The following is a 21659-nucleotide window of genomic DNA, read 5'->3' on the forward strand; positions in this document are numbered from 1 at the left end:
TACCCCTGGTTGTACGGGTACTGGTCGTTCTGGGGAGCCGTGCCGTAGGGCTGTTGCTGGGGGTACTGCTGGGCGTACGGCTGTTGCTGGCCGTAGTACTGCTGCTGGGGCGGCTGGTCCGTGGGGTCGATGCGGCGGAGCTGGGTGGTCGCGTCGTCCATGACCTGCGGGTGCTGCTGCTGGTGGTGCTGCTGCTCGGGGCGGGGAGCCGACGGCTCGGCGGCGGCGCGCTTCTTCTTGGAGCGCTCGCGCAGGTACTCGATGATGATCGGGACCACCGAGACGAAGACGATCAGGACGAGGATCGCCTCGACATTGGTCTTGATGAAGCTGATCTGGCCGAGCCAGTAGCCCGCGAGCGTGACGCCGGTGCCCCAGGCGATACCACCGATGACGTTGTACGTCAGGAAGGTGCGGTACTTCATCCGGCCGGCGCCGGCCACGATGGGCGCGAAGGTGCGCACGATCGGCACGAAGCGGGCCAGGACGATCGCCTTGGGGCCGTACTTCTCCATGAACTCGTGCGCCTTGTCCAGGTTCTCCTGTTTGAAGAGCTTGGAGTTGGGGCGGTTGAAGAGCCTCGGACCGAAGAACTTGCCGATCATGTAGCCGACCTGGTCGCCGATGACGGCGGCGAGCACGATCAGCGTGCACACCAGCCACAGGGGCTGGTCGATGTAGGTCCCCTCGGCCACGAACAGACCCGCCGTGAACAGCAGCGAGTCACCGGGCAGGAAGGCGAAGAGGCCGGACTCGGCGAAGACGATCAGCAGGATGCCGGGCAGGCTGAAGGTCTCGATCAGGTGTTCCGGGCTGAGCCACTCGGGGCCGAGCGCAAGCGTGGTCACGGGTTCGTGGCTCCTGCGGGGTGGGTCGGGCGGGGGCTGGTTGCTAAACGTACCAACGCGGCACCACTACCAACGCACCGCTGGAGCCGTAGGTTCCACGGGCGAACCCGGGATGCCCTTTGCTCCGGCTCGGGCAAAGCTGTGAACCATGGGTATCGATGAGTACGGCGGCGGGCAGGTCCCGCAGTCCGACGTCCTGGTGGTGACCACCAACGACCTGCCCGGCTTCCGGGTTCAGGAGGTCATCGGTGAGGTCTTCGGGTTGACGGTGCGCTCGCGGCATCTGGGCAGCCAGATCGGCGCGGGGCTGAAGTCGATGGTCGGCGGTGAGCTCAAGGGGCTCACCAAGACGCTGGTGCAGACCCGCAACCAGGCCATGGAGCGGCTGGTGGAGCAGGCCCGCTCGCGCGGCGCCAACGCGGTGCTGGCGTTCCGCTTCGATGTGACGGAGGCCGCCGACGTCGGCACCGAGGTCTGCGCGTACGGGACCGCCGTGGTCGTAGCCCGGGAGTAGGGCTCCCCCGGGCCACGTGTCACGCGGTGCGGCGGGCGGCGTTCGCCCTGATCGCGTCCCTGAGGTGTTCCGCCAGGCCGGGGTGCATGGCGTCGTAGAACTGCTTGAAGCGCTCGTCGGAGACGTACATGTCGCCGAAGCACAGGTGCATCTCGTAGGGCACCTCGAAGTAGGTCCTGCTGATGTGCTCCCGGTGCTCCTCGGCGAGGTCCATGGCGGCCTCCCCGGACGGCTCCTCGCCCGCCGCGACCAGGGCCGCGTACCTCCGGCCCCAGTCGTCGACCTCGGCCTGGATGCGCTTCCAGTCCTCCTTGGTGTACGTCGCCGCGCGGCGCTGGGACTCGGCGTACGCCTCGGTGTCGCCCCAGCGGGCCTCGGCCTCCTCGCGGTACTGCTCCGGGTCCTTGTCCCCGAAGACCTCGAAGCGCTCCTCGGGCGTGAGGTTGATTCCCATCGTGCGTGCCTCCATGGCCTGCTCCACGGCCGCCGCCATCTTCCGCAGCTTCTCGATCCGGGCGGTCAGCAGCTCGTGCTGGCGGCGCAGGTGCGCGCGCGGGTCGGTGTCCGGATCGTCGAGGAGGGCGGCGACCTCTTCGAGCGGGAAGCCCAGCTCCCGGTAGAACAGGATCTGCTGCAGCCGGTCGAGGTCGGCGTCGCTGTAGCGACGGTGACCCGCGCGGTTGCGCTCGCTCGGGGCGAGCAGGCCGATGTCGTCGTAGTGGTGCAGCGTGCGCACCGTCACGCCGGCGAAGCCCGCGACCTGTCCCACGGAGTAGCTCACTTCGTCCGCTCCCTTCTCGGTACGCACTCCACGGTGAATCCTCACGCCACGTGAGGTGCAAGCCCCTTTCCATTGCCCGGATTGCACTATTTGAGACCTTATGGTGTCCCCCGTGGCTCAGGACCCGGCGTCGCAGGCGCCCCCCGCCCCGGCGACCCCGGCACGCGCCCTGCTGCCGTTGATCCTCCCCGCCCTGCTGGTGGGCGTCGGCGCGAGCCTGCTGTTCCTGGGCGTGAGCGAGGCCGCCGAGGCGCTCCAGGACGTGCTGTGGGAGACGCTGCCGGACGCGCTCGGCATCGGCCGCTACTCCTCGCTGTGGATGATCAGCATGCTCACCGCGACCGGCATCGCCGTCGGTCTGGTGGTGTGGAAGGTGCCGGGGCACGCCGGGCCCGATCCGGCCACCACGGGTCTGGAGGCCCCCGCACTGCCGCCCGCGGTGCTCCCCGGTCTGCTGCTGGCCGCCGCCCTGATGCTGGCGGGCGGGCCGAGCCTGGGCCCGGAGAACCCGATCATCGCCGCCAATGTGGGCCTGGCCGTCTGGTTCGGGCGCCGGTTCGCGCCCAGGTCGCCGGGTGAGGTGTGGATGGCGCTCGCGGAGGCCGCGACCATCGGCGCGCTGTTCGGCACGCCGGTGGCGGCGGCGCTGGTGATCTCCGAGGCGCTGGCCGGGCGGCCGATCCGCGGAAAGCTGTGGGACAACGTCTTCGCCCCGCTGATGGCCGCCGCCGTCGGCTCGATGACCATGACCCTGATCGCCGAGCCCTCCTTCGACCTGGATCTGCCCGCCTTCACCGACCCCGGCTGGAGCGACCTGCTCGCGGCGCTGGTGATCGCCTCGGTGGCCGCGGTGCTCGGCATGGCGGCCGTGTACGTCTTCCCCTATGTCCACGCTGCCTTCCAGCGGCTGCGGCACCCGATGCTGATGCTTCCGGTGGGCGGGCTCGTGCTGGGCCTGCTGGGGGCCCTGGGCGGCCATCTGACGCTGTTCAAGGGCCTTGAGGAGATCGGGGAACTGGCCTCCGATCCCGACGGCTGGTCGGCCGGCGAGTTCGCGAAGATGGCGGTGGTGAAGCTGGCCGCGCTGGTGATCGCCGCCGCCTGCGGCTTCCGCGGCGGGCGGATCTTCCCGGCCGTCTTCGTGGGCGTGGCCCTCGGCCTGTGCGCCCATGCGCTGGTGCCGGAGGTGCATCCGGCGCTCGCCGTCTCGACCGGAGTGCTCGGGATCCTGCTCGCCGTCACCCGGCAGGGCTGGGTGAGCCTGTTCACCGCCGCCGTCCTGGTCGTCTCCCCCGCCATCCTCTCCCTGCTCTGTATCGCCTCGCTGCCCGCCTGGCTGCTGGTGACCGGCCGCCCCCAGATGCAACTGCGCGAGGACGGCACCTCCGTCCGCTGACCCCGGCCCACTCCCCCACCCGCAAGGAGACTCCTCATGCCGCTCCACAAAGGCCCCGACCGGCCCGACGACCGCCCCCTGTCCGTCAACCCCTTCTACGGGGAGGCCAATCCGGTCGGCGACATGGCCGAGGCACCGCCCCAGCACCGGCTGCCGAACCGGCCGATGTCGCCGTCGACCGCCTACCAGCTCGTCCACGACGAACTGATGCTGGACGGCAACTCGCGGCTGAACCTGGCCACCTTCGTCACCACCTGGATGGAGCCGCAGGCCCAGGTGCTGATGGCGGAGTGCCGGGACAAGAACATGATCGACAAGGACGAGTACCCGCGCACCGCCGAACTGGAGCGGCGCTGTGTGGCGATGCTCGCCGATCTGTGGCACGCCCCCGACCCCTCGGCGGCGGTGGGCTGTTCGACGACCGGGTCCAGCGAGGCCTGCATGCTCGCCGGGATGGCGCTCAAGCGCCGCTGGAGCAAGCGGAACACCGGGGGCCGCCCGAACCTCGTCATGGGCGTCAACGTCCAGGTCTGCTGGGAGAAGTTCTGCAACTTCTGGGAGGTGGAGGCCCGGCTGGTGCCCATGGAGGGCGAGCGCTACCACCTCGACCCGCAGGCGGCGGTCGAGCTGTGCGACGAGAACACCATCGGCGTCGTGGGCATCCTCGGCTCCACCTTCGACGGGTCCTACGAGCCCGTCGCCGACCTGTGCGCCGCGCTGGACGCCTTCCAGGAGCGCACCGGCCTGGACATCCCGGTCCATGTGGACGGCGCCTCCGGGGCGATGGTCGCGCCCTTTGTCGACGAGGACCTGGCCTGGGACTTCCGGCTGCCGAGGGTGGCGTCCATCAACACCTCCGGCCACAAGTACGGCCTGGTCTACCCCGGCGTCGGCTGGGCGCTGTGGCGGGACCGGGAGGCGCTGCCGGAGGAGCTGGTGTTCCGGGTGAACTACCTGGGCGGCGACATGCCGACCTTCGCGCTCAACTTCTCCCGGCCCGGCGCCCAGGTCGTCGCGCAGTACTACTCCTTCCTGCGGCTGGGCCGCGAGGGGTACCGGGCGGTGCAGCAGGCCTCCCGGGACGTCGCCACCCGGCTTGCCTCGGACATCGAGGCCCTCGGGGACTTCCGGCTGCTCACGCGGGGCGACCAGTTGCCGGTGTTCGCCTTCACCACGGCACCGGATGTGAAGGCGTACGACGTCTTCGACGTCTCCCGCAGGCTCCGCGAGCACGGCTGGCTGGTGCCCGCGTACACCTTCCCGCCGAACCGGGAGGACCTGTCCGTGCTCCGGGTGGTGTGCCGCAACGGCTTCTCGGAGGACCTTGCGACGCTGCTCCTGGAGGACCTGAAGCGCCTGCTGCCGGAACTGCGGCGCCAGTCGCACCCCTTGGGCCGCGACGCCGGCCAGGCCACGGCCTTCCATCACTAGCGGCTTTCATGGAATCCCCCGATCTGCGGTGGTCAGCAGCGTTTCCTGCTTCTGGTACACCGCAGACCGGGTCCGGGTTCCGCTCCTCGCCGGACTATTTGCTCAGCCGCCGGACTACTTGCTCAGCCGGCCGAACCGCCTTACCGCCAGCGGGAAGAACACCGCCAGCAGGATCAGCGGCCAGAGCACCGCCGCCGCCACGTGGTCCGTGCCGCCGCCCGCGCACAGGTCCCGCACCGCCGACGCCGTGTGGGACATCGGGTTCCACTCCACGACCGTGCCCAGCCAGTCGGGCATGGTGCCGGGGTGGGCGAGGGCGTTGGACAGGAAGGCGACCGGCCAGACCAGGATCTGCACCGCCTGGACCATCTCCGGCTTTCCGGCGACGAGGGCCAGGTGGATGCCGATCCACAGCATGGCGAAACGGAACAGCAGGAGCAGTCCCACGGCGGCCAGGACGGCGCCCGGGCCGCCGCCGGTGCGCCAGCCGAGGGCGTACCCGACGGCCATGAGGGCGACCAGGGTGAGCGCCGACTGGAGCATGTCGGCGGCCGAACGGCCCACCAGGACCGCCCCGTCGGCCATCGGCATGGACCGGAAGCGGTCGATCACGCCCTTGTTGAGGTCCTGGGTGACCGCGATCATCGTGGACTCCAGGCCGAAGGCCATGGTGAGCGCGAGCATGCCCGGGATCAGGTAGTCGATGTAGGAGCCCGCCACGCCCCGTCCGCCGCCGATCAGGTAGCCGAACATCAGCAGCAGCATCACGGGGAAGACGAGGCCGACCGCGATGCGCACCGGCTGGCGTGCCCAGTGGGCGAGTTCGCGGCGGGTCATGGTCCAGGAGTCGCTCAGCGCGTAGGCGGTTGGGGTCATGCGGGCTCCTTCGCTCGGCGGTCGTCTCCGGTCAGGTGCAGGAACACCTCGTCGAGGGTCGGGCGGCGCAGGGCGATGTCCTCCGCCTCGATCCCGGCCTCGTGCAGGGCGCGTACGACCCCGGTGAGGGCGGTCATCCGGTCGGTCACCGGGGCGCTCAGCAGCCGGCGGTCCGCGTCGACGCGGACGTCCGCCGGGTCGAGGGGCAACAGGGCCACCGCGGCGCCCAGTTGGCCCGCGTCGCGCAGGACGACGTCGATGCGGTCGCCGCCGAGTGCGGCCTTCAGTTCGTCGGCCGTGCCCTCGGCGATGACCCGGCCCGCGTCGACGACCGAGATGCGGTCGGCGAGCTGGTCGGCCTCCTCCAGGTACTGGGTGGTGAGCAGGACCGTGGTGCCGCCGCCGACGAGGGAGCGGACCGCGCTCCACACCTCGGCGCGTCCGCGCGGGTCGAGTCCGGTCGTGGGTTCGTCCAGGAACAGCACCTCCGGGTCGGTGATCAGGGACGCGGCAAGGTCCAGGCGGCGGCGCATACCGCCGCTGTAGCGGCCCACCGCCTTGCGGCCGGTGTCGGCGAGGCCGAAGCGCTCCAGGAGCTCGTCGGCCCGCACGCGCGCGCGGCGGGCGCCCAGGTGGTACAGGCGGCCGAACATCTCCAGGTTCTGCCGGCCGCCCAACTCCTCGTCGAGCGCCGCGTGCTGGCCGAGCAGGCCGATGCGGGTGCGTACCGCGCGCGCCTGGGTCACCACGTCGTGGCCCGCGACCTCGATGCGTCCCGCGTCGGGCCGCAGCAGGGTGGACAGCACGCGGACCAGCGTCGTCTTGCCCGCGCCGTTCGGCCCGAGGATGCCGTGCACGGTGCCCCGGGCGACGGTCAGGTCGAGTCCGTCCAGGGCCTTCTTCTCGCCGTACTTCTTCTCCGCGCCTTCTACGGTGATCGCGGTGTCGGCCACGCACCCTCCTTCGTTAGTCAAACTTGACTACCTGCGCGAGGCTAATACCCGGGAGTCGACTCGTCAAACTTGATTAGCGGAGATCCTCCGGATGCCGCTCTTCCGTCGCGTACGGGTTCTCCTCGTCGTCGGTGAGGACGGCGACGAACGGCTCGCCCTCCCCCGCGAAGGTGTACGCGCCGCCCTCGATCCGCCCGATCAGCCCCTGGGTCCACTCCGCCTCGGCGTCGGCGGTGTGGACCCACAGGTTCATGATCTCGCCGATATGACCCAGCTGACCTGGGCCTTCCTCGGGGATGTAGTGCTCGGTGACGGCCGCGCGCCATTCCTCGCTGCGCCGGATCCGCTCCTTGAGCAGCTCCACGGTCTCGGACCGCGGCAGGTCGACCATGAAGCCGATCGCCGCGGACTTCACATCCATCTTCTGGTCGTAGGAGACCAGCGCCTCGCGGACCAGCCGGAGGTACTCCTCGGTGCCCTTCTCCGTGATCTCGTACTCGGTGCGGGGCGGACCGCCCGCCGTGGAGGGCGCGATCTCGTGCGCGTGCAGCAGGCCCTGCTTCGCCATCTGCTTCAGGGCGTGGTAGATCGAGCCGGGCTTGGCGTTGGACCACTCGTGCGCGCCCCAGTACTCCAGGTCGTTGCGCACTTGGTACCCGTGGGCCCGCCCGTGCTGACGGACCGCACCGAGCACGAGAAGACGGATCGCTGACATGCGGTCCAGATTATGGCCTTGCCCCGGCGCCCCTCAGCCCTGGGCCATCGCCACGAGTTCGAAGGCCGTCCTGCCGTCCAGGGACTCGCGGATGATGTCGGCGTGGCCGGCGTGGCGGGCCGTCTCCCGGATGAGGTGCAGGAGCAGCCAGCGCAGCGAGACCCGGCCCTCCGGCGGGAACCAGGGCTGGTCGGGAAGCGCGAAGGTGTCGTCCAGGCTCGGGGCGGAGCGGATGAGGGACTCCGTCTCGGCCGCGACCTTCTCCCAGTACGCGAGCTGGGACTCGACCGTCTCGCCGTCGACCAGGACGAAGCACTCGTGCCAGTTCGACTGGTCCCGCGCCACGGCCGGCTGCTCGCCCTTGGCCCGCGCGACCCAGCCCTGCTCGACCTCGGCCACATGCTTGATCAGACCCGCCAGGGACAGCTCGCTCGCGCTCGGGCGCGACGACGCCTGCTCGTCCGTCAGACCGAGCACCGAGCGGCGGATTCCGCCGCGCTGCTCCTCCAGGAAGCTCAGCAGCGCTCCGCGCTCGTCGCCGTGCGCCTCTGCGGGAACGTGAGTGACCATGACCGGCCGCCTTTCATCGGGAGGGCTCCTTGCCTGACACCGATGAAGCTACGGGTCATTGAGGACAGGTTCCGTCCTCAATGACCCGCGCGGGCGAAAAAGGGAGCCCCTAGAACGGGAATCCGGAGCGGCCGTGCTGGACCGAGATCCACTTCAGGGTGGTGAACGCGTCCAGCATCGTGTCGCCGTTCAGGCGGCCGACCCCGGAGTGCTTCTCACCGCCGAAGGGGACGATCGGCTCGTCGTGGACGGTGCCGTCGTTCACGTGGAACATGCCGGTGTCGATCTGCTTGGCGAAGGCCACGCCCCGCTCGATGTCACCGGTGTGGACGGCGCCGCTCAGGCCGTACGGCGTGTCGTTGACGAGGCGCACGGCCTCCTCCTCGCCGTCGAACGGGACGAGGAAGCAGACCGGTCCGAAGACCTCCTGGCGCAGCAGCGCGGAGTCGGCCGGCACGCCGGTCAGCACGGACGGCTCGACCAGGTTGTCGGTGGTGGCGCCGCGCACCAGGGCGGTGCCGCCCTCGGCGAGGGCCTGCTCGACGACACCGGAAATGGCGTCCGCCTGCGAGGAGTTGATCACCGGGCCGATCACGGTCTCCGGGTCGCGCGGGTCACCGGCCTTGAGCGTCTTCACCTTGGCGACGAACTTCTCGGTGAACTCGTCGGCGATGCTGCGGTCGACCAGGACGCGGTTGGCGGCCATGCAGACCTGGCCCTGGTGGACGTACCGGCTGAAGACCGCGGCGTCGACGGCGTAGTCGATGTCGGCGTCGTCGAGGACCACCAGGGCGCTGTTGCCGCCGAGTTCGAGGACCGAGCGCTTGAAGTGCGAGGCGCAGACGGTGGCGACGTGGCGGCCGACCTTGTCGGAGCCGGTGAAGGAGATGACCTTCGGGATCGGGTGCTCCAGGAAGGCGTCGCCGATCTCGGCTATGTCGGTGACGACGACATTGAGCAGCCCGCCGGGCAGGCCCGCGTCCTCGAAGAGCTTCGCGACCAGGGTGCCGCCGACGATCGGGGTGTTCTGGTGCGGCTTGAGGACCACGCCGTTGCCGAGCGCGAGGGCCGGGGCGACCGACTTCAGCGACAGCAGGAAGGGGAAGTTGAAGGGGCTGATCACACCGACGACGCCGACCGGGACGCGGTAGACGCGGTTCTCCTTGCCGTCCGTCGGCGAGGGGATGATCCGGCCCTCGGGGCGCAGCGCGAGGTGGATCGACTCGCGCAGGAACTCCTTGGCCAGGTGGAGTTCGAAGGCCGCTTTGAGCCGGGTGCCGCCCAGCTCGGCGATGATCATCTCGCTGATCTCCGCCTCGCGTTCCCCGATCAGCGCGAGGGCCTTCTCGAAGACGGCGCGCCGCGCGTAGGGGTTGGTCGCGGCCCATTCCTTCTGGGCTCTGGCGGCCGCCCGGTACGCCTCGTCGACCTCGTCGACCGTGGCTATGGTGATCGAGGCGAGCTTCTCGTTGTCGTACGGGTTGAAGTCGATGATGTCCCAGGAGCCGGTACCCGGGCGCCACTCACCGTCGATGTACTGCTGGGCCAGGTCGGAGAAGTACGACGACATGTGATCCCTCAAATCCCCTAGCGGACATCCCTGTGGACTTCTGGTCAGTTCTGATCATCCACGGTCTGATCACACGTCATCGTACTTGTGTTTCAAGACAGTTGAAGGAGTCCTCGGAGAAGGTCCCGGCTCTCGTCCGGACCCGGACTGTCGTTCTGGAGTTCCTTCAGCGCCTTCTCGTACTGGGCCACGTCCTCGGGCTTGTCGAGGTACAGCGCGCTGGTCAGCTGCTCCAGGTAGACGACGTCCGACAGGTCGGGGTCGGGGAAGCTGAGGATGGTGAAGGCACCGGACTCCCCGGAGTGGCCGCCGAAGCTGAACGGCATGACCTGAAGGCGCACATTGGGGCGCTCGGAGATCTCGATCAGGTGCTGGAGCTGACCGCGCATCACGTCGCGGTCGCCGTACGGGCGGCGCAGGGCGGCCTCGTCGAGGACGATGTGGAACTCCGGGGCGTTCTCGTCGACGAGGTACTTCTGCCGCTCCAGGCGCAGCGCCACGCGCCGTTCCACGTCGGCCTCGCTCGCGCCCTTCATGCCGCGCCGCACCACCGCGCGGGCGTAGTCCTCGGTCTGCAGCAGGCCGTGCACGAACTGCACCTCGTAGACCCGGATCGAGGCGGCGGCGCCCTCCAGGCCGACGTAGGTGGGGAACCAGCTGGGCAGTACGTCGGAGTAACTGTGCCACCAGCCCGCGACGTTGGCCTCCTTGGCGAGGGAGAGCAGTGAGGCGCGCTCCGTCTCGTCGGTGATGCCGTACAGCGTCAACAGGTCTTCGACGTCCCTGGTCTTGAAGCTCACCCGGCCCAACTCCATCCGGCTGATCTTCGACTCGGACGCGCGGATCGAGTAACCCGCGGCCTCCCGCGTGATCCCGCGCGCCTCACGCAGTCGCCTGAGTTGCGAGCCGAGCAGCATGCGCCGCACCACCGATCCGGGCTCTCCCGCGCTCACGTTCGCCAGCCTCCCCAACCTCTTCAGGGCCCGAAGTCTGCCACTAAAACACTTCGAGCTGTACTCGCCCGATTACAGAGACGGAAAGAAGCCAAAGATTTCCTTCAGGAAGGAGCGAGCGGAACACAAGCGGGGCACGCGAAGATGGCGGAAAAAATGGCCAACAAGCGGTACGGGAGGGTCCAATTCGGTCACGTGCACGTGCATCTGCCCTTGCATCTGCTGTACGCATCCGAAACCATGGTCCCGCGCAACCGCTGCATCGCAACGACCGCGAATTCCCGGGAGTGCCTCGCATGGGGACGAATGGATCGACCATGCTCCAGCCGTTACGGCAGGGCCTTCCGCCGCTGGATCCCGCGGCCGTGTCCAGCGCCGCCTCCTGTGCACTGCCCGCCCGCTACGAAGCGGTGCGCGAGGCCCGCCAGTTCACCCGCAGAACCCTCGACCAGTGGGACACGGGCGAGCGCTTCGACGATGTCTGCCTGGTCGTGTCCGAGCTGGTCACCAACGCCCTGCGGCACGCCCTTCCGGCCGGCCACGCGCGCGTGCCCGAGCAGACGCCCCCGGTGCGGCTGCATCTGATGCGGTGGACCGAGCGGCTGGTGTGCGCGGTGCGCGACCCCAGCCACGACAGTCCCGTGGCGCAGGACTCGGACGACTTCTCGGCGGAGTCCGGGCGCGGGCTGTTCCTGGTGGACTCCTTCGCGGACAGCTGGGGCTGGCACCCGCTGGCGGGCACGCTGCACGGCAAGGTGGTCTGGGCGCTGTTCCGCCTGCCGCACCCGGCGCAGTCCGACCCCGCCGAATGAGGAACCACGGCGCGTCACGGCGCCGTGGCTCTACGCGCGTAACCGTGCTGTCACGGCCGGTAATCGCCAGAGACCGGCGGAAACGCTCCCATGAGCCGCCCGCGAGTGGGCCCGGCTCCGCCGCCGGGCGGTCTCAGCCCGCGATCAAGTGGTCGAACTCGCCGTCCTTGACGCCGAGCAGCATCGCCTCGATCTCGGCGCGGGTGTAGACGAGGGCCGGGCCGTCCGGGAAACGCGAGTTGCGTACGGCCACGTCACCCCCGGGGAGACGGGCGAACTCCACGCACGATCCCTGCGAGTTGCTGTGCCGGCTCTTCTGCCACCGGACCCCGCTGAGCCGGGTCGCGGCCATGCCGTTGTAGACGCTGGACGCGTCGTCAACGTCGTACACGTCGTGGTCCACAGGTAGCTCCCCGGTGGTGCACTGGCTGGTGAGGCCATTGATGCATTGGTCAACTGACCCGGATCATAACCCCGTTCATGTGCAGACGCATGGGAGGATGCACGGGCAGATGCACGTGCACGCGGGGTGTTCCCGTGGTTACAGCTGGGACGTCTCGCTCCGCCCATGTTCTCCGCGCCGTACAGGTGAGCCGGATCGTCCGGATCGAATCGCTCGTGCATGAAGAAGAGACGCTCAAGGAGCCGTTCGTGTTCCGTCCTCCGAGCGTTGTTCGATCGAGTGCACCCGGCCGGAAGGGTCTCGTCCCAGTGGACGCCCGTCATCCGCTCATTGGCGTGGGGCAAGTCGGCAGCCAGGACGGCATCGGGGAAGTGGGGCGTCCGCCTCCGATGACGGACGGGCCGTCATCCGCCGGGGGGAGCGGGTCGGCCGTCGACGGATATCCGGTGCCGGATACCGCCGGAACTGTACAGACACATACGCGAGGAACGCTCGTACGAATGACGGGGGCCGTCTCCCCCGGACGGCGCAGAACCGCCTCCCGACCGGTGTGCTGTCGGCCATGTGGCCGAACGTGCCGACAGCACCCGGCGTGGGGTTCTCAGCGGCTGGCGTAGGGCAGCAGGGCCATTTCCCGGGCGTTCTTGACGGCCCTGGCGAGCTGGCGCTGCTGCTGGGCGGAGATCCGGGCGACGCGGCGGCTGCGGATCTTGCCTCGGTCGGAGAGGAACTTCCGCAGCAGGTCGGTGTCCTTGTAGTCGATGTACTCGATGCCCGCCCGGTCCAGCGGATTGGGCCGGTTCCTGACGGCCCCGCGGGCGGTGCGGGCGGTCTTCGGGGGCATGGGGTCAGACCTCCAGGAAGGTGTCGAAGGAGTGCGGCAGCCGCGTCCAGGCGTCGCGGCCCGCGGTGTACTCGGCGTCGGTCAGCAGACAGGACTCCAGAAGTCGCTCCAGCCCGTCCCGGTCCAGGCCGGGCGAGGTGAAGACCAGGTGCTGACAGCGGTCGCCGTGCTCGGGGTGCCAGTCCAGGGCGGCGGCGGCCCGGCGCACCGGCGGGACCAGGTCCCAGGCCGCGTCCGGGAGCGAGGCCAGCCAGGGGCCCGCGCTCTCCACGCACAGGGCGCCGCCGGCCGCGTCCCAGTGCAGCAGGGAGTCCGGCTTGTCGGCCAGCCAGAACCGGCCCCGGCTGCGGGCGGCGGCGCAGGTCAGGTCCTCCAGCGCCGCGTACAGCCGCTCCGGGTGGAAGGGGCGGCGGCGGTGCCAGACGAGGGTGCTGACGCCGTGCGCGTCCGCCTCGGCGGGCAGCAGCGCGCACGCCGGGTGCTGGGCGGCGGCGGCCGCCTCGACGTCGAACCCGGCGCGGGCGGCGCCCGCCAGGTCGCCCTCGCCGATCACGACTTGGCGGGCCGTGGGGTGCAGTTGCGCGAGCAGTTCCCGGTCCTCGTCGTCGGCCTCCTCGGAGTCGGCGAGGGCGAGGACGGGCGCGTACTCCAGCTGGCGCGCGAAGGTGTCGGCGACCGTGCGCTGGTCGGTGGGGGCCGCCTGGAGGCCCCGTTCGGCGAGGTCGTCGCCGTTGCCGAGGTACGGCAGTACGAGCGCCGGGTCGACGGCGGTGAGCACGCCGGTGAGGTGCAGGCCGCCGGAGGCGATGACCTCCGCCATCGCCTTGGGCTCGACGGAGTCCCACAGCTCCACGACGGCCAGCGGGGTGCCGCCCGCCTGCTCGATCCGCTTCAGTTCCGGTACCAGGTCCTCGCGCAGGGCGCAGCAGGCGCAGTCGTTGACCAGCGGGGTCTCGGCGGCGGAGCGCAGGCCGGTGGCGTCGCGGACCGTCCGTACGACCGTGCCGGCGGCGGACGTGGCGAGGTCGTGGTGGAGCACGACGCTGCCGGGCACCTCGGTGAGCAGCCGGTCGACGGCGGCCCTGCGGGCGTCGGCGTGGAGTCCGCCGACGATGACGACGGGGAGCATCAGCCCCTCTTCCCGTGGGCTCCGTACCGGCGTTCGAAGCGCTCCACGCGGCCCGCGGTGTCCAGGACGCGCGCGGTGCCGGTGTAGAAGGGGTGGCTGACGTTCGAGATCTCGACGTCCACGACCGGGTAGGTGCGGCCGTCCTCCCACTCGACCGTCTTCTCACTGGTCATCGTCGAGCGGGTGAGGAAGGCGTGGCCCGCGGCCCGGTCGCGGAAGACGACGGGGCCGTAGGCGGGGTGGATTCCCTTGCGCACGGCGGTCAGCGCTCCTCTCGGAAGTCGACGTGGCGGCCGGCGACCGGGTCGTACTTGCGCAGGGTCAGCCGGTCCGGGTCGTTGCGGCGGTTCTTGCGGGTGACGTAGGTGAAGCCGGTCCCCGCCGTGGAGCGGAGCTTGATGACCGGGCGGAGTTCGTTGCGAGCCATGCTGCTATCTTACTGAAAATGAATTCCATTAACGACAACGTCTGAGGAGAGGTACGTCACCATGTCCGCGCACTGCATGCTGACCGGCGCCCGGCCCGGGTTCGGCAACCGGATCTCCCACTCCCACCGGCGCACCTCCCGGCGCTTCGACCCCAACATCCAGACCAAGCGCTACTGGCTGCCGGGCGAGGGGCGGTACGTACGGCTCCGGCTCAGCGCGAAGGGGATCAGGACCGTCGACGCGATCGGGATCGAGGCCGCCGTGGCGCGCATCCGCGCGCGTGGGGTGCGTGTCTGATGGCCAAGAAGAGCAAGATCGCCAAGAACGAGCAGCGGCGCGCGACCGTCGAGCGGTACGCCCGGCGGCGGGCTGAGCTGAAGGAGATCCTCCGGCGGCCGTCCTCCCCACCGGAGGAGAGGCTGGCGGCCCAGCGGGAGCTGCGGCGCCAGCCGCGGGACGCGAGCGCCACGCGCGTGCGCAACCGGGACCAGGTGGACGGGCGTCCGCGCGGATACTTCCGGGCGTTCGGGCTGTCCCGGGTGTCGCTGCGCGGGCAGGCGCACGCGGGCTACCTGCCGGGGGTGCGCAAGTCGTCGTGGTGAGCGGCCGCCCGCCGCGGGGCGTTCTGGTGGCGGTTACTTCCTGGTAGCTTGCTGCGGGTCGTACCGACCGACCGCTCATCCTGGGGGCTTGCAGTGACTTCGGCGACGTACGCGCGCGTGGCGCGCAGGCGGATGTGGTGCGCGGCGGCGGGACTGGCCGGTGCGCTCGTGCTGAGCGGATGCAGTGACGACGACTCCGACGGGGGCGAACCGAGCGCGAGTTCCGCGCCGTCGGTCACGGAGACCGCCGACACCGGTGGGGGCGACGGCGGGGCCGCCTCGCCCGCGGGCGAGCTGGAGGGCAGCTGGGTCGCCACCACCGACGGCAAGGTGGTGGCGCTGGTCGTCACCGGCGAGCAGGCCGGACTGTTCGCGACCGGGGGAACCGTGTGCAGCGGTACCGCGGGCGACACGATCGAGCTCAAGTGCTCCGACAAGAGCACGGACCGGGCGAGCGGGAAGGTCGACTCGGTCGGCAAGGACTCGCTCAAGGTCACCTGGGACAGCGAACTGGGCACCGAGACGTACCGGAAGGCCGAGGGTGGCAAGCTGCCCTCCGGGTTGCCGACGCCGGAGTGACCGCACGGCCGTGCGGCTCGGGTGATCCGCAACCACCGCCCCGCCGTACGCGTGATGATCCATGCACGCGATCCGTCACGCACGCCCCGAAGGACACCCCATGCGCGCCACCGCCCTCCTCTCCCCCCGTCGCCGCCCTCACCGCGGCGCTCCTGCTGACCTCCTGCGGCGACGGGGACGGCGACTCGGGCGGGGAGGGCACCCCGAAGAAGACCGCCGTGGGCGCCTGCGCGTTCGGTGACCTGGAGATGAAGGTCGGTCCGGCGAACGCCGCCCCGGCCCCCGGGGACAGCGGCAACGTGCCCGTCACGCTCACCAACAAGGGCGCCAAGTGCACCCTGGAGGGTCTGCCCTCGGTGACCCTGACGGCGGACGGCACGTCCGCGGAGGTCGCGCCCGACCCGGCGGCCACCGGGGAGAAGCGCACGCTCGCCGAGGGCGGCTCGATGACCGTGATCATCACGTACGTGCGCGGCGAGGAGGGCGGCGGACTGGCACCGAAGTCGGCCGAGTTCGGGCTGCCGGGGGCGGACGCCACTCAGGACTTCCCCTGGTCGTACGGCGTGGTCGCGCTCAAGGACGGCAAGCCGGACGCGACGGTGAGCGGCTTCCAGCAGGGCGACTGAGTCAGTTTTCTGCGATCGGGCGCCGGGCCCGTACCTGGGCCCGGTCGGCCGCGTCGGCCCCCTCGTGCCAGCCCGCCGCGTCGCTGACGCCGCGCAGCCGGGTGGTCGTGGTGTCCGGGAACATCCGGTCGAGGCGGGCGGTGACGGCGACCTCGCGGGAGGCCAGTACCGGCAGCAGGTCGTCGCTGACCTGTGTCTCGGCGGCCCGCGCGAGGCGGGTGCCGATGCGGTGGGCGTAGGCGGCGAGGAAGGACTGCCGGAAGGTCTTGGTCCGCTTGCGTCCGCCGGCCCGCTGGGCGGCCTCCGCCCTCGTCATCGCGGTCTGCGCCTGCACCAGCAGCGAGGTGAACAGCAGCTCGACCACCTCCAGGTCCGCCTCGAACCCGACGACGGTGGAGAAACCGAGGGGCTCGTTCCACACCGCGCGACAGTGGTTGGCCCCGGCCACCGCGTCCAGCAGTACGGCCTTGGCCTGCTCGTACGGCGGCTCGACCCCGATCCGGCAGGCGCCGGGGGCGTCGGGCGCGGGCGCCTGTGCCGCCAGGAGCGCCTCGTCCACGCTGTACCGGGCCATCAGCTCCTGCGCCTTGGCGGACAGCGCCTCCGCCTCCTCCGGGAACCCGGTCGCCTCCGCCTTGGCGAGCAGCGCGCGGATCCGGGTGAGCATCCGGGACTCCGGTCCGCGCGCCCGCTGCGGCTCGTCGAGCGGCTCCAGGGGCGGCAGGCGCAGCAGCAGCCGGTACAGCTCCAGGACGGCGGTGGCGTGCGTGAAGCGGTCCCCCGCGCGCGTGGGCGCCGCGTCCAGCTCGTCGAGCTGCGCCCGCCAGCGCGGGCCGCGCGGTAGGTCGTCCGGCGCCTGCGCGTGCACGAGCACCCCGAGCAGCCGCAGATGTACGTCGTCCAGGTCCCGTCGGACCATCCGGGCGACGTCGGCGGGCTGCCAGCCCCGCCGCCAGGCCGCCGCGACCAACTCCAGGCCCCGGCGCTCCAGCTCCGCGTCGGCCCCGGGGTCGGCGGCGAGCAGTGAGGCGCCGGTGTCCAGGGCGGTGTCGGAGTCGGTGTGCAGGGCGGCCTGAAAGGCCAGGTCGACGGTGCGCGGGGTGCTGGTCACGTAGGGATCGTGCCACGGGGTGCCCGGGAGCCGGTTCACTCGCTGCCGGTCGGCAAAGGTCCTGTGGGTGCTTCGGCTCCGTGGGTGGGGAGGTGCTGCGAGGCGCCGGTTCGGCATGGGCAATCATGGGGTGTCATGACAAGGAGCCAGCGCCACTCCACCCGGGCGTTCCGAAGGTCGCGGTCAGCATGGATCACAGTGCAGAAGTCGAGGAAAGCCACGGTCGGTCCTGGCGTGGCGTTCTCCGGCCGCGCTGGATCGTGAGCTTCGTCGCCGTGGCCGCCGTGATCTCCTCGGGCCTTCTCTTCGTGGACTCCCTCAGGGTCGAGTCCGGGCCGAAGGCGGGGGACCCGAAGTGCTCCGACGTCGTCGACCGGTCCCCCGACAAGGTCGGTTCCGAGGACCGCGACTGGGTGATCGGCAAGGGCGTCGCGTCCTGGGGTGACAGGTCGACCGTGCTTCGCTGCGGCGTCGAGGAGCTGCAGCCCACCGTCAATCTCTGTGTCTCGGCCGACGGCGTCGACTGGGTGCTGGACGAGAAGCGGCTGAAGGAGACGGGCGTCAGCGTGCTCACCACCTACGGCCGCTCTCCCGCCGTCGAGGTCACGTACTCCGGGAGCCGCGAAGAGGTGGGCGGGGTGCTCGTGGAACTGAACGAGTCCGTCGCCGGCATCCCCCAGAAGAGGAAGTGCCTCGGGTACGACGACGCCCTCTGAGCTGGGCGCGAGGGGCTGTTGTCAGACCCCCCTGTCACACTCACGACCATGACCGACCGGTGGGCGCTCGCGCCGGCCGAGGGTGGGGGCGTCGAGCTCGCCGCCCTCGGTCCGGACGGGCTGCCCGTGGGGCCGGTCGTGCGGGAACCGGACCTTGTCGCTGCGGTGCGCGGCAGGCCGGAGGTGAGGAGATGGGTCTGGCGTTCCACCGCCGAGGTCTATCCGCGACTGCTCGCCACGGGGGTGCGAGTGGAGCGGTGCTACGACATCGAGGACGCCGAGACCCTCCTGCTCGGTCATGAGGGGCGGTACGGGGAACCCCGTTCCGCGGCGGCCGCCCTGGCGCGGCTGCGCGGTGGGCCCGTACCGCCCGATCCGCCCCAGCGGGCGGCCGAGCCGGGTGCGCAGCCCTCGCTGTTCGAGCCGCAGGCCGTCCATGTGCCGCTCGCCGATCTGCTGGAGGTCTACGCCGAGCAGCAGCGGCGGCACGACAGGACCGCGCACCCGGAACGGATGCGGCTGCTGACGGCGGCCGAGTCGGCGGGGATGCTGGTGGCCGCCGAGATGAACCACGCCGGGCTGCCGTGGAGCGCCGAGGTGCACCGCCGGGTCCTGCGCGAACTGCTCGGTGAGCGGTATGCGGGAGGCGGCGAGCCGCGCCGGCTGGCCGAGCTGGCCGACGAGGTGTCCGCGGCCTTCGGGCACCGGGTGCGGCCGGATCTGCCCGCCGAGGTCGTCAAGGCCTTCGCGCGGGCCGGTATCAAGGTGCGGTCCACCCGGCGGTGGGAGATCGAGGCGCTCGATCATCCGGCGGTCGCGCCGCTCGTCGAGTACAAGAAGTTGTACCGGATCTGGGTCGCCCACGGCTGGTCCTGGCTTCAGGACTGGGTGCGCGACGGGCGGTTCCGGCCGGAGTTCCTCGCGGGCGGCACCGTCACCGGGCGGTGGGTGACCAACGGCGGGGGCGCGCTGCAGATCCCCAAGGTGATCCGGCGGGCCGTGGTCGCCGACCCCGGCTGGCGGCTCGTCGTCGCCGACGCCGACCAGATGGAGCCGCGGGTCCTCGCCGCGATCTCCCGGGACCCCGGTCTGATGGAGGTGGCGGGGCGGGAGAGCGACCTCTACCAGGCCGTCTCCGACCGCGCCTTCTCCGGCGACCGGGACCAGGCCAAGATCGCGGTCCTCGGCGCCGTCTACGGCCAGACCTCCGGGGACGGCCTGAAGAACCTCGCCGCGCTCAGACGCCGGTTCCCCCGGGCGGTCGCCTACGTCGACGAGGCGGCGCGGGCCGGGGAGGAAGGGCGGCTGGTGCGCACCTTCCTGGGGCGTACGTGTCCGCCCGCCGTGCGGGGCGGGGAGGACGCGGAGGAGGAGGCGGGCATCCCGATGGGCTCCCCCGACGACACCGACGAGGCGCAGGCGCAGCAGTGGGTGCCGGGCTACGCCTCGACCGACGCCCGCGCCCGCGGGCGCTTCGCGCGGAACTTCGTCGTGCAGGGCAGCGCCGCCGACTGGGCGCTGCTGCTGCTCGCCGCGCTGCGGCAGGCGTGCGCCGGAATGAAGGCCGAACTGGTGTTCTTCCAGCACGACGAGGTGATCGTGCACTGTCCCGAGGAGGAGGCGCAGGCGGTGGTCGCGGCGATCCAGGAGGCGGCGGAGCTGGCGGGGCGGCTGACGTTCGGGGAGACGCCGGTGCGGTTCCCGTTCACCACGGCGGTGGTGGAGTGCTATGCCGACGCGAAGTGATCGGCGGTCGGGGGTCCGCCGGTGTCGGCCAGCAGGGAGGTGATTTCGGCGACGACGGCCTTCTCGTCGGTGCCGGTCAGGGCGTCCAGGGCGGCCCGCCAGGCGGCGCGGGCCTCGTCGGTGCGGCCCGCCACGCTGAGCAGCAGCCCGTGCTGGTGGCGGGCGAGGCCGCCGGTGTAGCGGTCGGCGCGGGCGTCGGCGCGGCGCAGCAGCTCGGCGCACTCCCGCTCGGCCCGCTCGGTCCGGCCCAGCAGCCGCAGCGAGCGGACCAGGCCGAGCCGGGTCTGCGACTCGCCGTGCCAGTCGCCCTGCCCGACCAGGTCGCGCAGGCTCTCCTCGAAGTGCCGGGCGGCGGCGCGGGGTTCGCCGAGGGTGAGGTGGGCGTAACCGATGTTGCACCGCGCGTAGAGCTGGATGAGGACGTTGCCGATCATCTCGCCGATGGCCAGGGAGAGGCGGTGCTGTTCGATGGCGGCGCGCGGGTCGGTGTGCTCGTAGAGGTTGCCGAGGTGCTGGTGGGTGACGGCCTCGCCGTAGGGGTCGTTCAACTGCCGTGAGTAGGCGAGGCTCTGGCGCAGGGCGAGCCCCGACTCCTCGTAGCGGCCGAGTCCTTCGAGCAGCAGGCCCCGGTTGTTCAGGCAGCGGCGCATCCAGGACAGCACACCGAGCCGCTCCCAGATCTCCAGTGCCCGGTCGTTGAGGGCGAGGGCCTCGGTGTGCCGCCCGGACAGGAAGTGCACCCCGGCCAGGTCGCCCAGGGCGTACGCCTCCGCGGCCTCGTCGGCCAGGCGCCGGGTGTTGCGCAGCGCGGCGCGGCCGAGGACCTCCATCTCAGCGACCCGGCCGCTGCGGTGGACGTAGGGGAAGATCAGCCGCAGCAGGGTGCACAGCCGGGCGGCGATCCGGTAGTTGGGGGACTCGGCGTGCCGCTCGGCGAGCGCGACGATGTTCTCCAGCTCGGCGTCACCCCACGCGAAGGCCGCCTCCGGGCCCTCGAACGGGCGGCTGTCCTCGACCTGCTCCGCGTGCTCGGGCGGCTGGCTGGGGGTCGGGCGGCGCCGGTCGTCCTGGTCGAGGCCGGGTTCGACGAGCGCGGTGAGGGTGTGTTCGGCGAGGGCGGCGTACCAGCCCAGGGCGGACTCGGCGACCTTGTCGCCGTCGTCGGCGGCGGCCAGTTCGCGGGCGAAGTCGCGGACCAGGTCGTGCGGGACGTAGCGGCCGAGGGCGGTCTCCTCCAGCAGGGCCACGTCGACGAGCCGGTCCAGGGCGTCCTCGGCGCGCCGCAGTCCGGTGCCGCCGAGGTGGGCGAGCAGGGGTGCGCCGTACTCGGGCAGGTCGAGGGCGCCGATGCGGCGCAGGACGAGGGCGGCGTCCCGGTCGGCCTCGCGGTCGGAGGCGGCGAGCGCGTCGTGCGCGACGGCGAGGGAGCGGCGGACGCTGAGGTCGTCGTACTCCAGGTGGTGCAACCGCCGGTCGGTGGCGGACAGTTGTCCCGCCAGCAGGTCCGGGGTGAGGGCGCGGCGGGCGGCGAGCCGGGCGGCGACGACCCGCAGGGCGAGCGGGAGGCGGCCGGTCAGCTCCACGAGCGGGTGGGCGGCGTCGATGCCGTCGTCGCGTCCGGAGGCGGCCCGCAGCAGTGCGGCGCTGTCCTCGTCGGACAGCGGGGCGAGCGGGAAGCGGCGTGCGCCGTCGAGGGCGGCGAGGGAGGAGCGGCTGGTGACGATCACGGCGCAGCCCGGTCCGGCGGGGAGCAGGGGGCGTACCTGGGCGGCGTTCGCGGCATCGTCGAGGACCAGCAGGGTGCGGGTGGGCGCGAGCAGGGAGCGGAGCAACGCGGCTGCCGCGTCCGGGTGTTCGGGGATGGAGCGGGGGTCGGCGCCGACGTCCCGCAGCAGCGCGGCGAGGGCCTGGGCGGGGGTGAGCGGGAGCATGCCCGGGGTGGCGCCGTGCAGGTTGACGTGGAGCTGGCCGTCGGGGAAGCGGTCGGTCAGACCGTGGGCGACGTGCAGGGCGAGGGCGCTCTTGCCGATGCCCGCCATGCCGGTCAGCACCGTGA

At 71.3% G+C, this 21659-nt stretch carries 25 protein-coding genes; 10 read left to right on the top strand and 15 right to left on the bottom strand.

The annotated features are described in order from the left end of the window. Positions 1-848, bottom strand: an 848-nt coding sequence (locus GA0115233_RS35380) for a DedA family protein (RefSeq protein ID WP_093724433.1), incomplete at its 3' end; no start/stop codon positions are given. A 148-nt stretch (positions 849-996) separates the two neighbouring features. Here GA0115233_RS35380 and GA0115233_RS35385 point away from each other — a divergent pair. Next, entirely contained in the window at positions 997-1362 is a 366-nt protein-coding gene (locus tag GA0115233_RS35385; protein WP_093724434.1) for a YbjQ family protein, read from the top strand. A gap of 19 nt (positions 1363-1381) precedes the next feature. Here the strand turns inward: GA0115233_RS35385 and GA0115233_RS35390 are convergent, their stop codons facing one another. Continuing rightward, positions 1382-2143: a MerR family transcriptional regulator gene (locus GA0115233_RS35390; protein ID WP_093724451.1), complete on the bottom strand. Its 762-nt coding sequence runs from the start codon at positions 2141-2143 to the stop codon at positions 1382-1384. A gap of 112 nt (positions 2144-2255) precedes the next feature. On the opposite strand from GA0115233_RS35390, the gene GA0115233_RS35395 reads away from it, so the two are divergent. Further along, on the top strand, positions 2256-3539 hold the full coding sequence (locus tag GA0115233_RS35395) for an ion channel protein (RefSeq protein ID WP_093724452.1): 1284 nt from the start codon (positions 2256-2258) through the stop codon (positions 3537-3539). A gap of 36 nt (positions 3540-3575) precedes the next feature. Next, positions 3576-4970 carry a glutamate decarboxylase gene (locus tag GA0115233_RS35400; RefSeq protein ID WP_093724435.1) on the top strand — a complete coding sequence of 465 codons (1395 nt, stop codon included), beginning with the start codon at positions 3576-3578 and terminating at the stop codon, positions 4968-4970. A 114-nt stretch (positions 4971-5084) separates the two neighbouring features. Here GA0115233_RS35400 and GA0115233_RS35405 read toward each other — a convergent pair whose 3' ends face one another. The 6 genes from GA0115233_RS35405 to GA0115233_RS35430 form a co-directional block, all read right to left on the bottom strand. Further along, entirely contained in the window at positions 5085-5846 is a 762-nt protein-coding gene (locus GA0115233_RS35405) for an ABC transporter permease (RefSeq protein ID WP_093724436.1), read from the bottom strand. Beyond that, positions 5843-6799, bottom strand: coding sequence for an ATP-binding cassette domain-containing protein (locus GA0115233_RS35410; protein ID WP_093724437.1), 957 nt, complete (start codon positions 6797-6799; stop codon positions 5843-5845). The genes GA0115233_RS35405 and GA0115233_RS35410 overlap by 4 nt, the downstream gene beginning before the upstream one ends. A 73-nt stretch (positions 6800-6872) precedes the next feature. Further along, positions 6873-7514 carry a PadR family transcriptional regulator gene (locus GA0115233_RS35415; RefSeq protein WP_093724438.1) on the bottom strand — a complete coding sequence of 214 codons (642 nt, stop codon included), beginning with the start codon at positions 7512-7514 and terminating at the stop codon, positions 6873-6875. 33 nt (positions 7515-7547) lie between these two features. Further along, the gene (locus tag GA0115233_RS35420; RefSeq protein ID WP_093724439.1) at positions 7548-8084 is read right to left on the bottom strand and encodes a DinB family protein; all 537 of its coding nucleotides are present in this window, start codon (positions 8082-8084) and stop codon (positions 7548-7550) included. Positions 8085-8193: 109 nt separating this feature from the next. Further along, complete coding sequence (locus GA0115233_RS35425) at positions 8194-9654, bottom strand: aldehyde dehydrogenase family protein (RefSeq protein WP_093724440.1); 1461 nt, start codon at positions 9652-9654, stop codon at positions 8194-8196. A gap of 92 nt (positions 9655-9746) precedes the next feature. Next, positions 9747-10571: a helix-turn-helix domain-containing protein gene (locus GA0115233_RS35430; RefSeq protein WP_093724453.1), complete on the bottom strand. Its 825-nt coding sequence runs from the start codon at positions 10569-10571 to the stop codon at positions 9747-9749. Between the two features lie 332 nt (positions 10572-10903). Between GA0115233_RS35430 and GA0115233_RS35435 the strand changes: the two genes are divergently transcribed. Beyond that, positions 10904-11419, top strand: coding sequence for an ATP-binding protein (locus GA0115233_RS35435; RefSeq protein ID WP_176712054.1), 516 nt, complete (start codon positions 10904-10906; stop codon positions 11417-11419). Between the two features lie 133 nt (positions 11420-11552). On the opposite strand, the gene GA0115233_RS35440 is transcribed toward GA0115233_RS35435, so the two are convergent. The 5 genes from GA0115233_RS35440 to rpmG all read right to left on the bottom strand — a co-directional run bounded on the left by GA0115233_RS35440 (position 11553) and on the right by rpmG (position 14222). Further along, positions 11553-11822, bottom strand: a complete 270-nt coding sequence (locus tag GA0115233_RS35440) for a DUF397 domain-containing protein (RefSeq protein ID WP_093724442.1) — start codon at positions 11820-11822, stop codon at positions 11553-11555. Between the two features lie 601 nt (positions 11823-12423). Further along, positions 12424-12666: a 30S ribosomal protein S18 gene (gene rpsR, locus GA0115233_RS35445; RefSeq protein ID WP_093724443.1), complete on the bottom strand. Its 243-nt coding sequence runs from the start codon at positions 12664-12666 to the stop codon at positions 12424-12426. Positions 12667-12670: 4 nt separating this feature from the next. Beyond that, the gene (locus tag GA0115233_RS35450) at positions 12671-13795 is read right to left on the bottom strand and encodes a CobW family GTP-binding protein (RefSeq protein ID WP_093724444.1); all 1125 of its coding nucleotides are present in this window, start codon (positions 13793-13795) and stop codon (positions 12671-12673) included. Beyond that, a complete protein-coding gene (locus GA0115233_RS35455) occupies positions 13795-14052 on the bottom strand; it encodes a type B 50S ribosomal protein L31 (protein WP_093724445.1) in 258 nt (85 codons plus the stop codon). Before GA0115233_RS35455 ends, GA0115233_RS35450 begins: the two co-directional genes overlap by 1 nt. A 5-nt stretch (positions 14053-14057) precedes the next feature. Then, on the bottom strand, positions 14058-14222 hold the full coding sequence (gene rpmG / locus GA0115233_RS35460) for a 50S ribosomal protein L33 (protein WP_044382365.1): 165 nt from the start codon (positions 14220-14222) through the stop codon (positions 14058-14060). A gap of 61 nt (positions 14223-14283) precedes the next feature. Between rpmG and rpmB the strand changes: the two genes are divergently transcribed. The 4 genes from rpmB to GA0115233_RS35480 all read left to right on the top strand — a co-directional run bounded on the left by rpmB (position 14284) and on the right by GA0115233_RS35480 (position 16030). Then, positions 14284-14520: a 50S ribosomal protein L28 gene (gene rpmB / locus GA0115233_RS35465; protein ID WP_093724446.1), complete on the top strand. Its 237-nt coding sequence runs from the start codon at positions 14284-14286 to the stop codon at positions 14518-14520. Continuing rightward, a complete protein-coding gene (gene rpsN, locus GA0115233_RS35470; protein ID WP_093724447.1) occupies positions 14520-14825 on the top strand; it encodes a 30S ribosomal protein S14 in 306 nt (101 codons plus the stop codon). The genes rpmB and rpsN overlap by 1 nt, the downstream gene beginning before the upstream one ends. A 93-nt stretch (positions 14826-14918) precedes the next feature. Next, complete coding sequence (locus GA0115233_RS35475) at positions 14919-15404, top strand: hypothetical protein (protein WP_250749341.1); 486 nt, start codon at positions 14919-14921, stop codon at positions 15402-15404. Further along, entirely contained in the window at positions 15401-16030 is a 630-nt protein-coding gene (locus GA0115233_RS35480; RefSeq protein WP_176712055.1) for a DUF4232 domain-containing protein, read from the top strand. The genes GA0115233_RS35475 and GA0115233_RS35480 overlap by 4 nt, the downstream gene beginning before the upstream one ends. 1 nt (position 16031) lies before the next feature. On the opposite strand, the gene GA0115233_RS35485 is transcribed toward GA0115233_RS35480, so the two are convergent. Beyond that, positions 16032-17141 (bottom strand): DUF2786 domain-containing protein, encoded by a 1110-nt coding sequence (locus GA0115233_RS35485; protein WP_093724455.1) that lies wholly within the window; start codon positions 17139-17141, stop codon positions 16032-16034. A gap of 260 nt (positions 17142-17401) precedes the next feature. On the opposite strand from GA0115233_RS35485, the gene GA0115233_RS35490 reads away from it, so the two are divergent. Continuing rightward, positions 17402-17857, top strand: a complete 456-nt coding sequence (locus tag GA0115233_RS35490; protein WP_255310459.1) for a DUF3515 family protein — start codon at positions 17402-17404, stop codon at positions 17855-17857. A 48-nt stretch (positions 17858-17905) separates the two neighbouring features. Beyond that, positions 17906-19603, top strand: a complete 1698-nt coding sequence (locus GA0115233_RS35495) for a bifunctional 3'-5' exonuclease/DNA polymerase (RefSeq protein WP_093724450.1) — start codon at positions 17906-17908, stop codon at positions 19601-19603. Here the strand turns inward: GA0115233_RS35495 and GA0115233_RS35500 are convergent. Further along, a partial coding sequence (locus tag GA0115233_RS35500; RefSeq protein ID WP_093724456.1) for a tetratricopeptide repeat protein occupies positions 19585-21659 on the bottom strand: 2075 nt, incomplete at its 5' end. The two genes, GA0115233_RS35495 and GA0115233_RS35500, sit on opposite strands and share 19 nt — an antisense overlap.

This window comes from Streptomyces sp. DI166 (assembly GCF_900091315.1).
Lineage (GTDB): Bacteria > Actinomycetota > Actinomycetes > Streptomycetales > Streptomycetaceae > Streptomyces > Streptomyces fuscus.

Coding starts and splice junctions, on each gene's coding strand:
- GA0115233_RS35385 (WP_093724434.1), top strand. CDS start 997: ATGGGTATCGATGAGTACGGCGGCGGGCAGGTCCCGCAGTCCGACGTC.
- GA0115233_RS35400 (WP_093724435.1), top strand. CDS start 3,576: ATGCCGCTCCACAAAGGCCCCGACCGGCCCGACGACCGCCCCCTGTCC.
- GA0115233_RS35405 (WP_093724436.1), bottom strand. CDS start 5,846: ATGACCCCAACCGCCTACGCGCTGAGCGACTCCTGGACCATGACCCGC.
- GA0115233_RS35415 (WP_093724438.1), bottom strand. CDS start 7,514: ATGTCAGCGATCCGTCTTCTCGTGCTCGGTGCGGTCCGTCAGCACGGG.
- GA0115233_RS35420 (WP_093724439.1), bottom strand. CDS start 8,084: ATGGTCACTCACGTTCCCGCAGAGGCGCACGGCGACGAGCGCGGAGCG.
- GA0115233_RS35425 (WP_093724440.1), bottom strand. CDS start 9,654: ATGTCGTCGTACTTCTCCGACCTGGCCCAGCAGTACATCGACGGTGAG.
- GA0115233_RS35430 (WP_093724453.1), bottom strand. CDS start 10,571: ATGCTGCTCGGCTCGCAACTCAGGCGACTGCGTGAGGCGCGCGGGATC.
- GA0115233_RS35435 (WP_176712054.1), top strand. CDS start 10,904: ATGGGGACGAATGGATCGACCATGCTCCAGCCGTTACGGCAGGGCCTT.
- rpsR (WP_093724443.1), bottom strand. CDS start 12,666: ATGCCCCCGAAGACCGCCCGCACCGCCCGCGGGGCCGTCAGGAACCGG.
- GA0115233_RS35450 (WP_093724444.1), bottom strand. CDS start 13,795: ATGCTCCCCGTCGTCATCGTCGGCGGACTCCACGCCGACGCCCGCAGG.
- rpmG (WP_044382365.1), bottom strand. CDS start 14,222: ATGGCTCGCAACGAACTCCGCCCGGTCATCAAGCTCCGCTCCACGGCG.
- rpmB (WP_093724446.1), top strand. CDS start 14,284: ATGTCCGCGCACTGCATGCTGACCGGCGCCCGGCCCGGGTTCGGCAAC.
- rpsN (WP_093724447.1), top strand. CDS start 14,520: ATGGCCAAGAAGAGCAAGATCGCCAAGAACGAGCAGCGGCGCGCGACC.
- GA0115233_RS35495 (WP_093724450.1), top strand. CDS start 17,906: ATGACCGACCGGTGGGCGCTCGCGCCGGCCGAGGGTGGGGGCGTCGAG.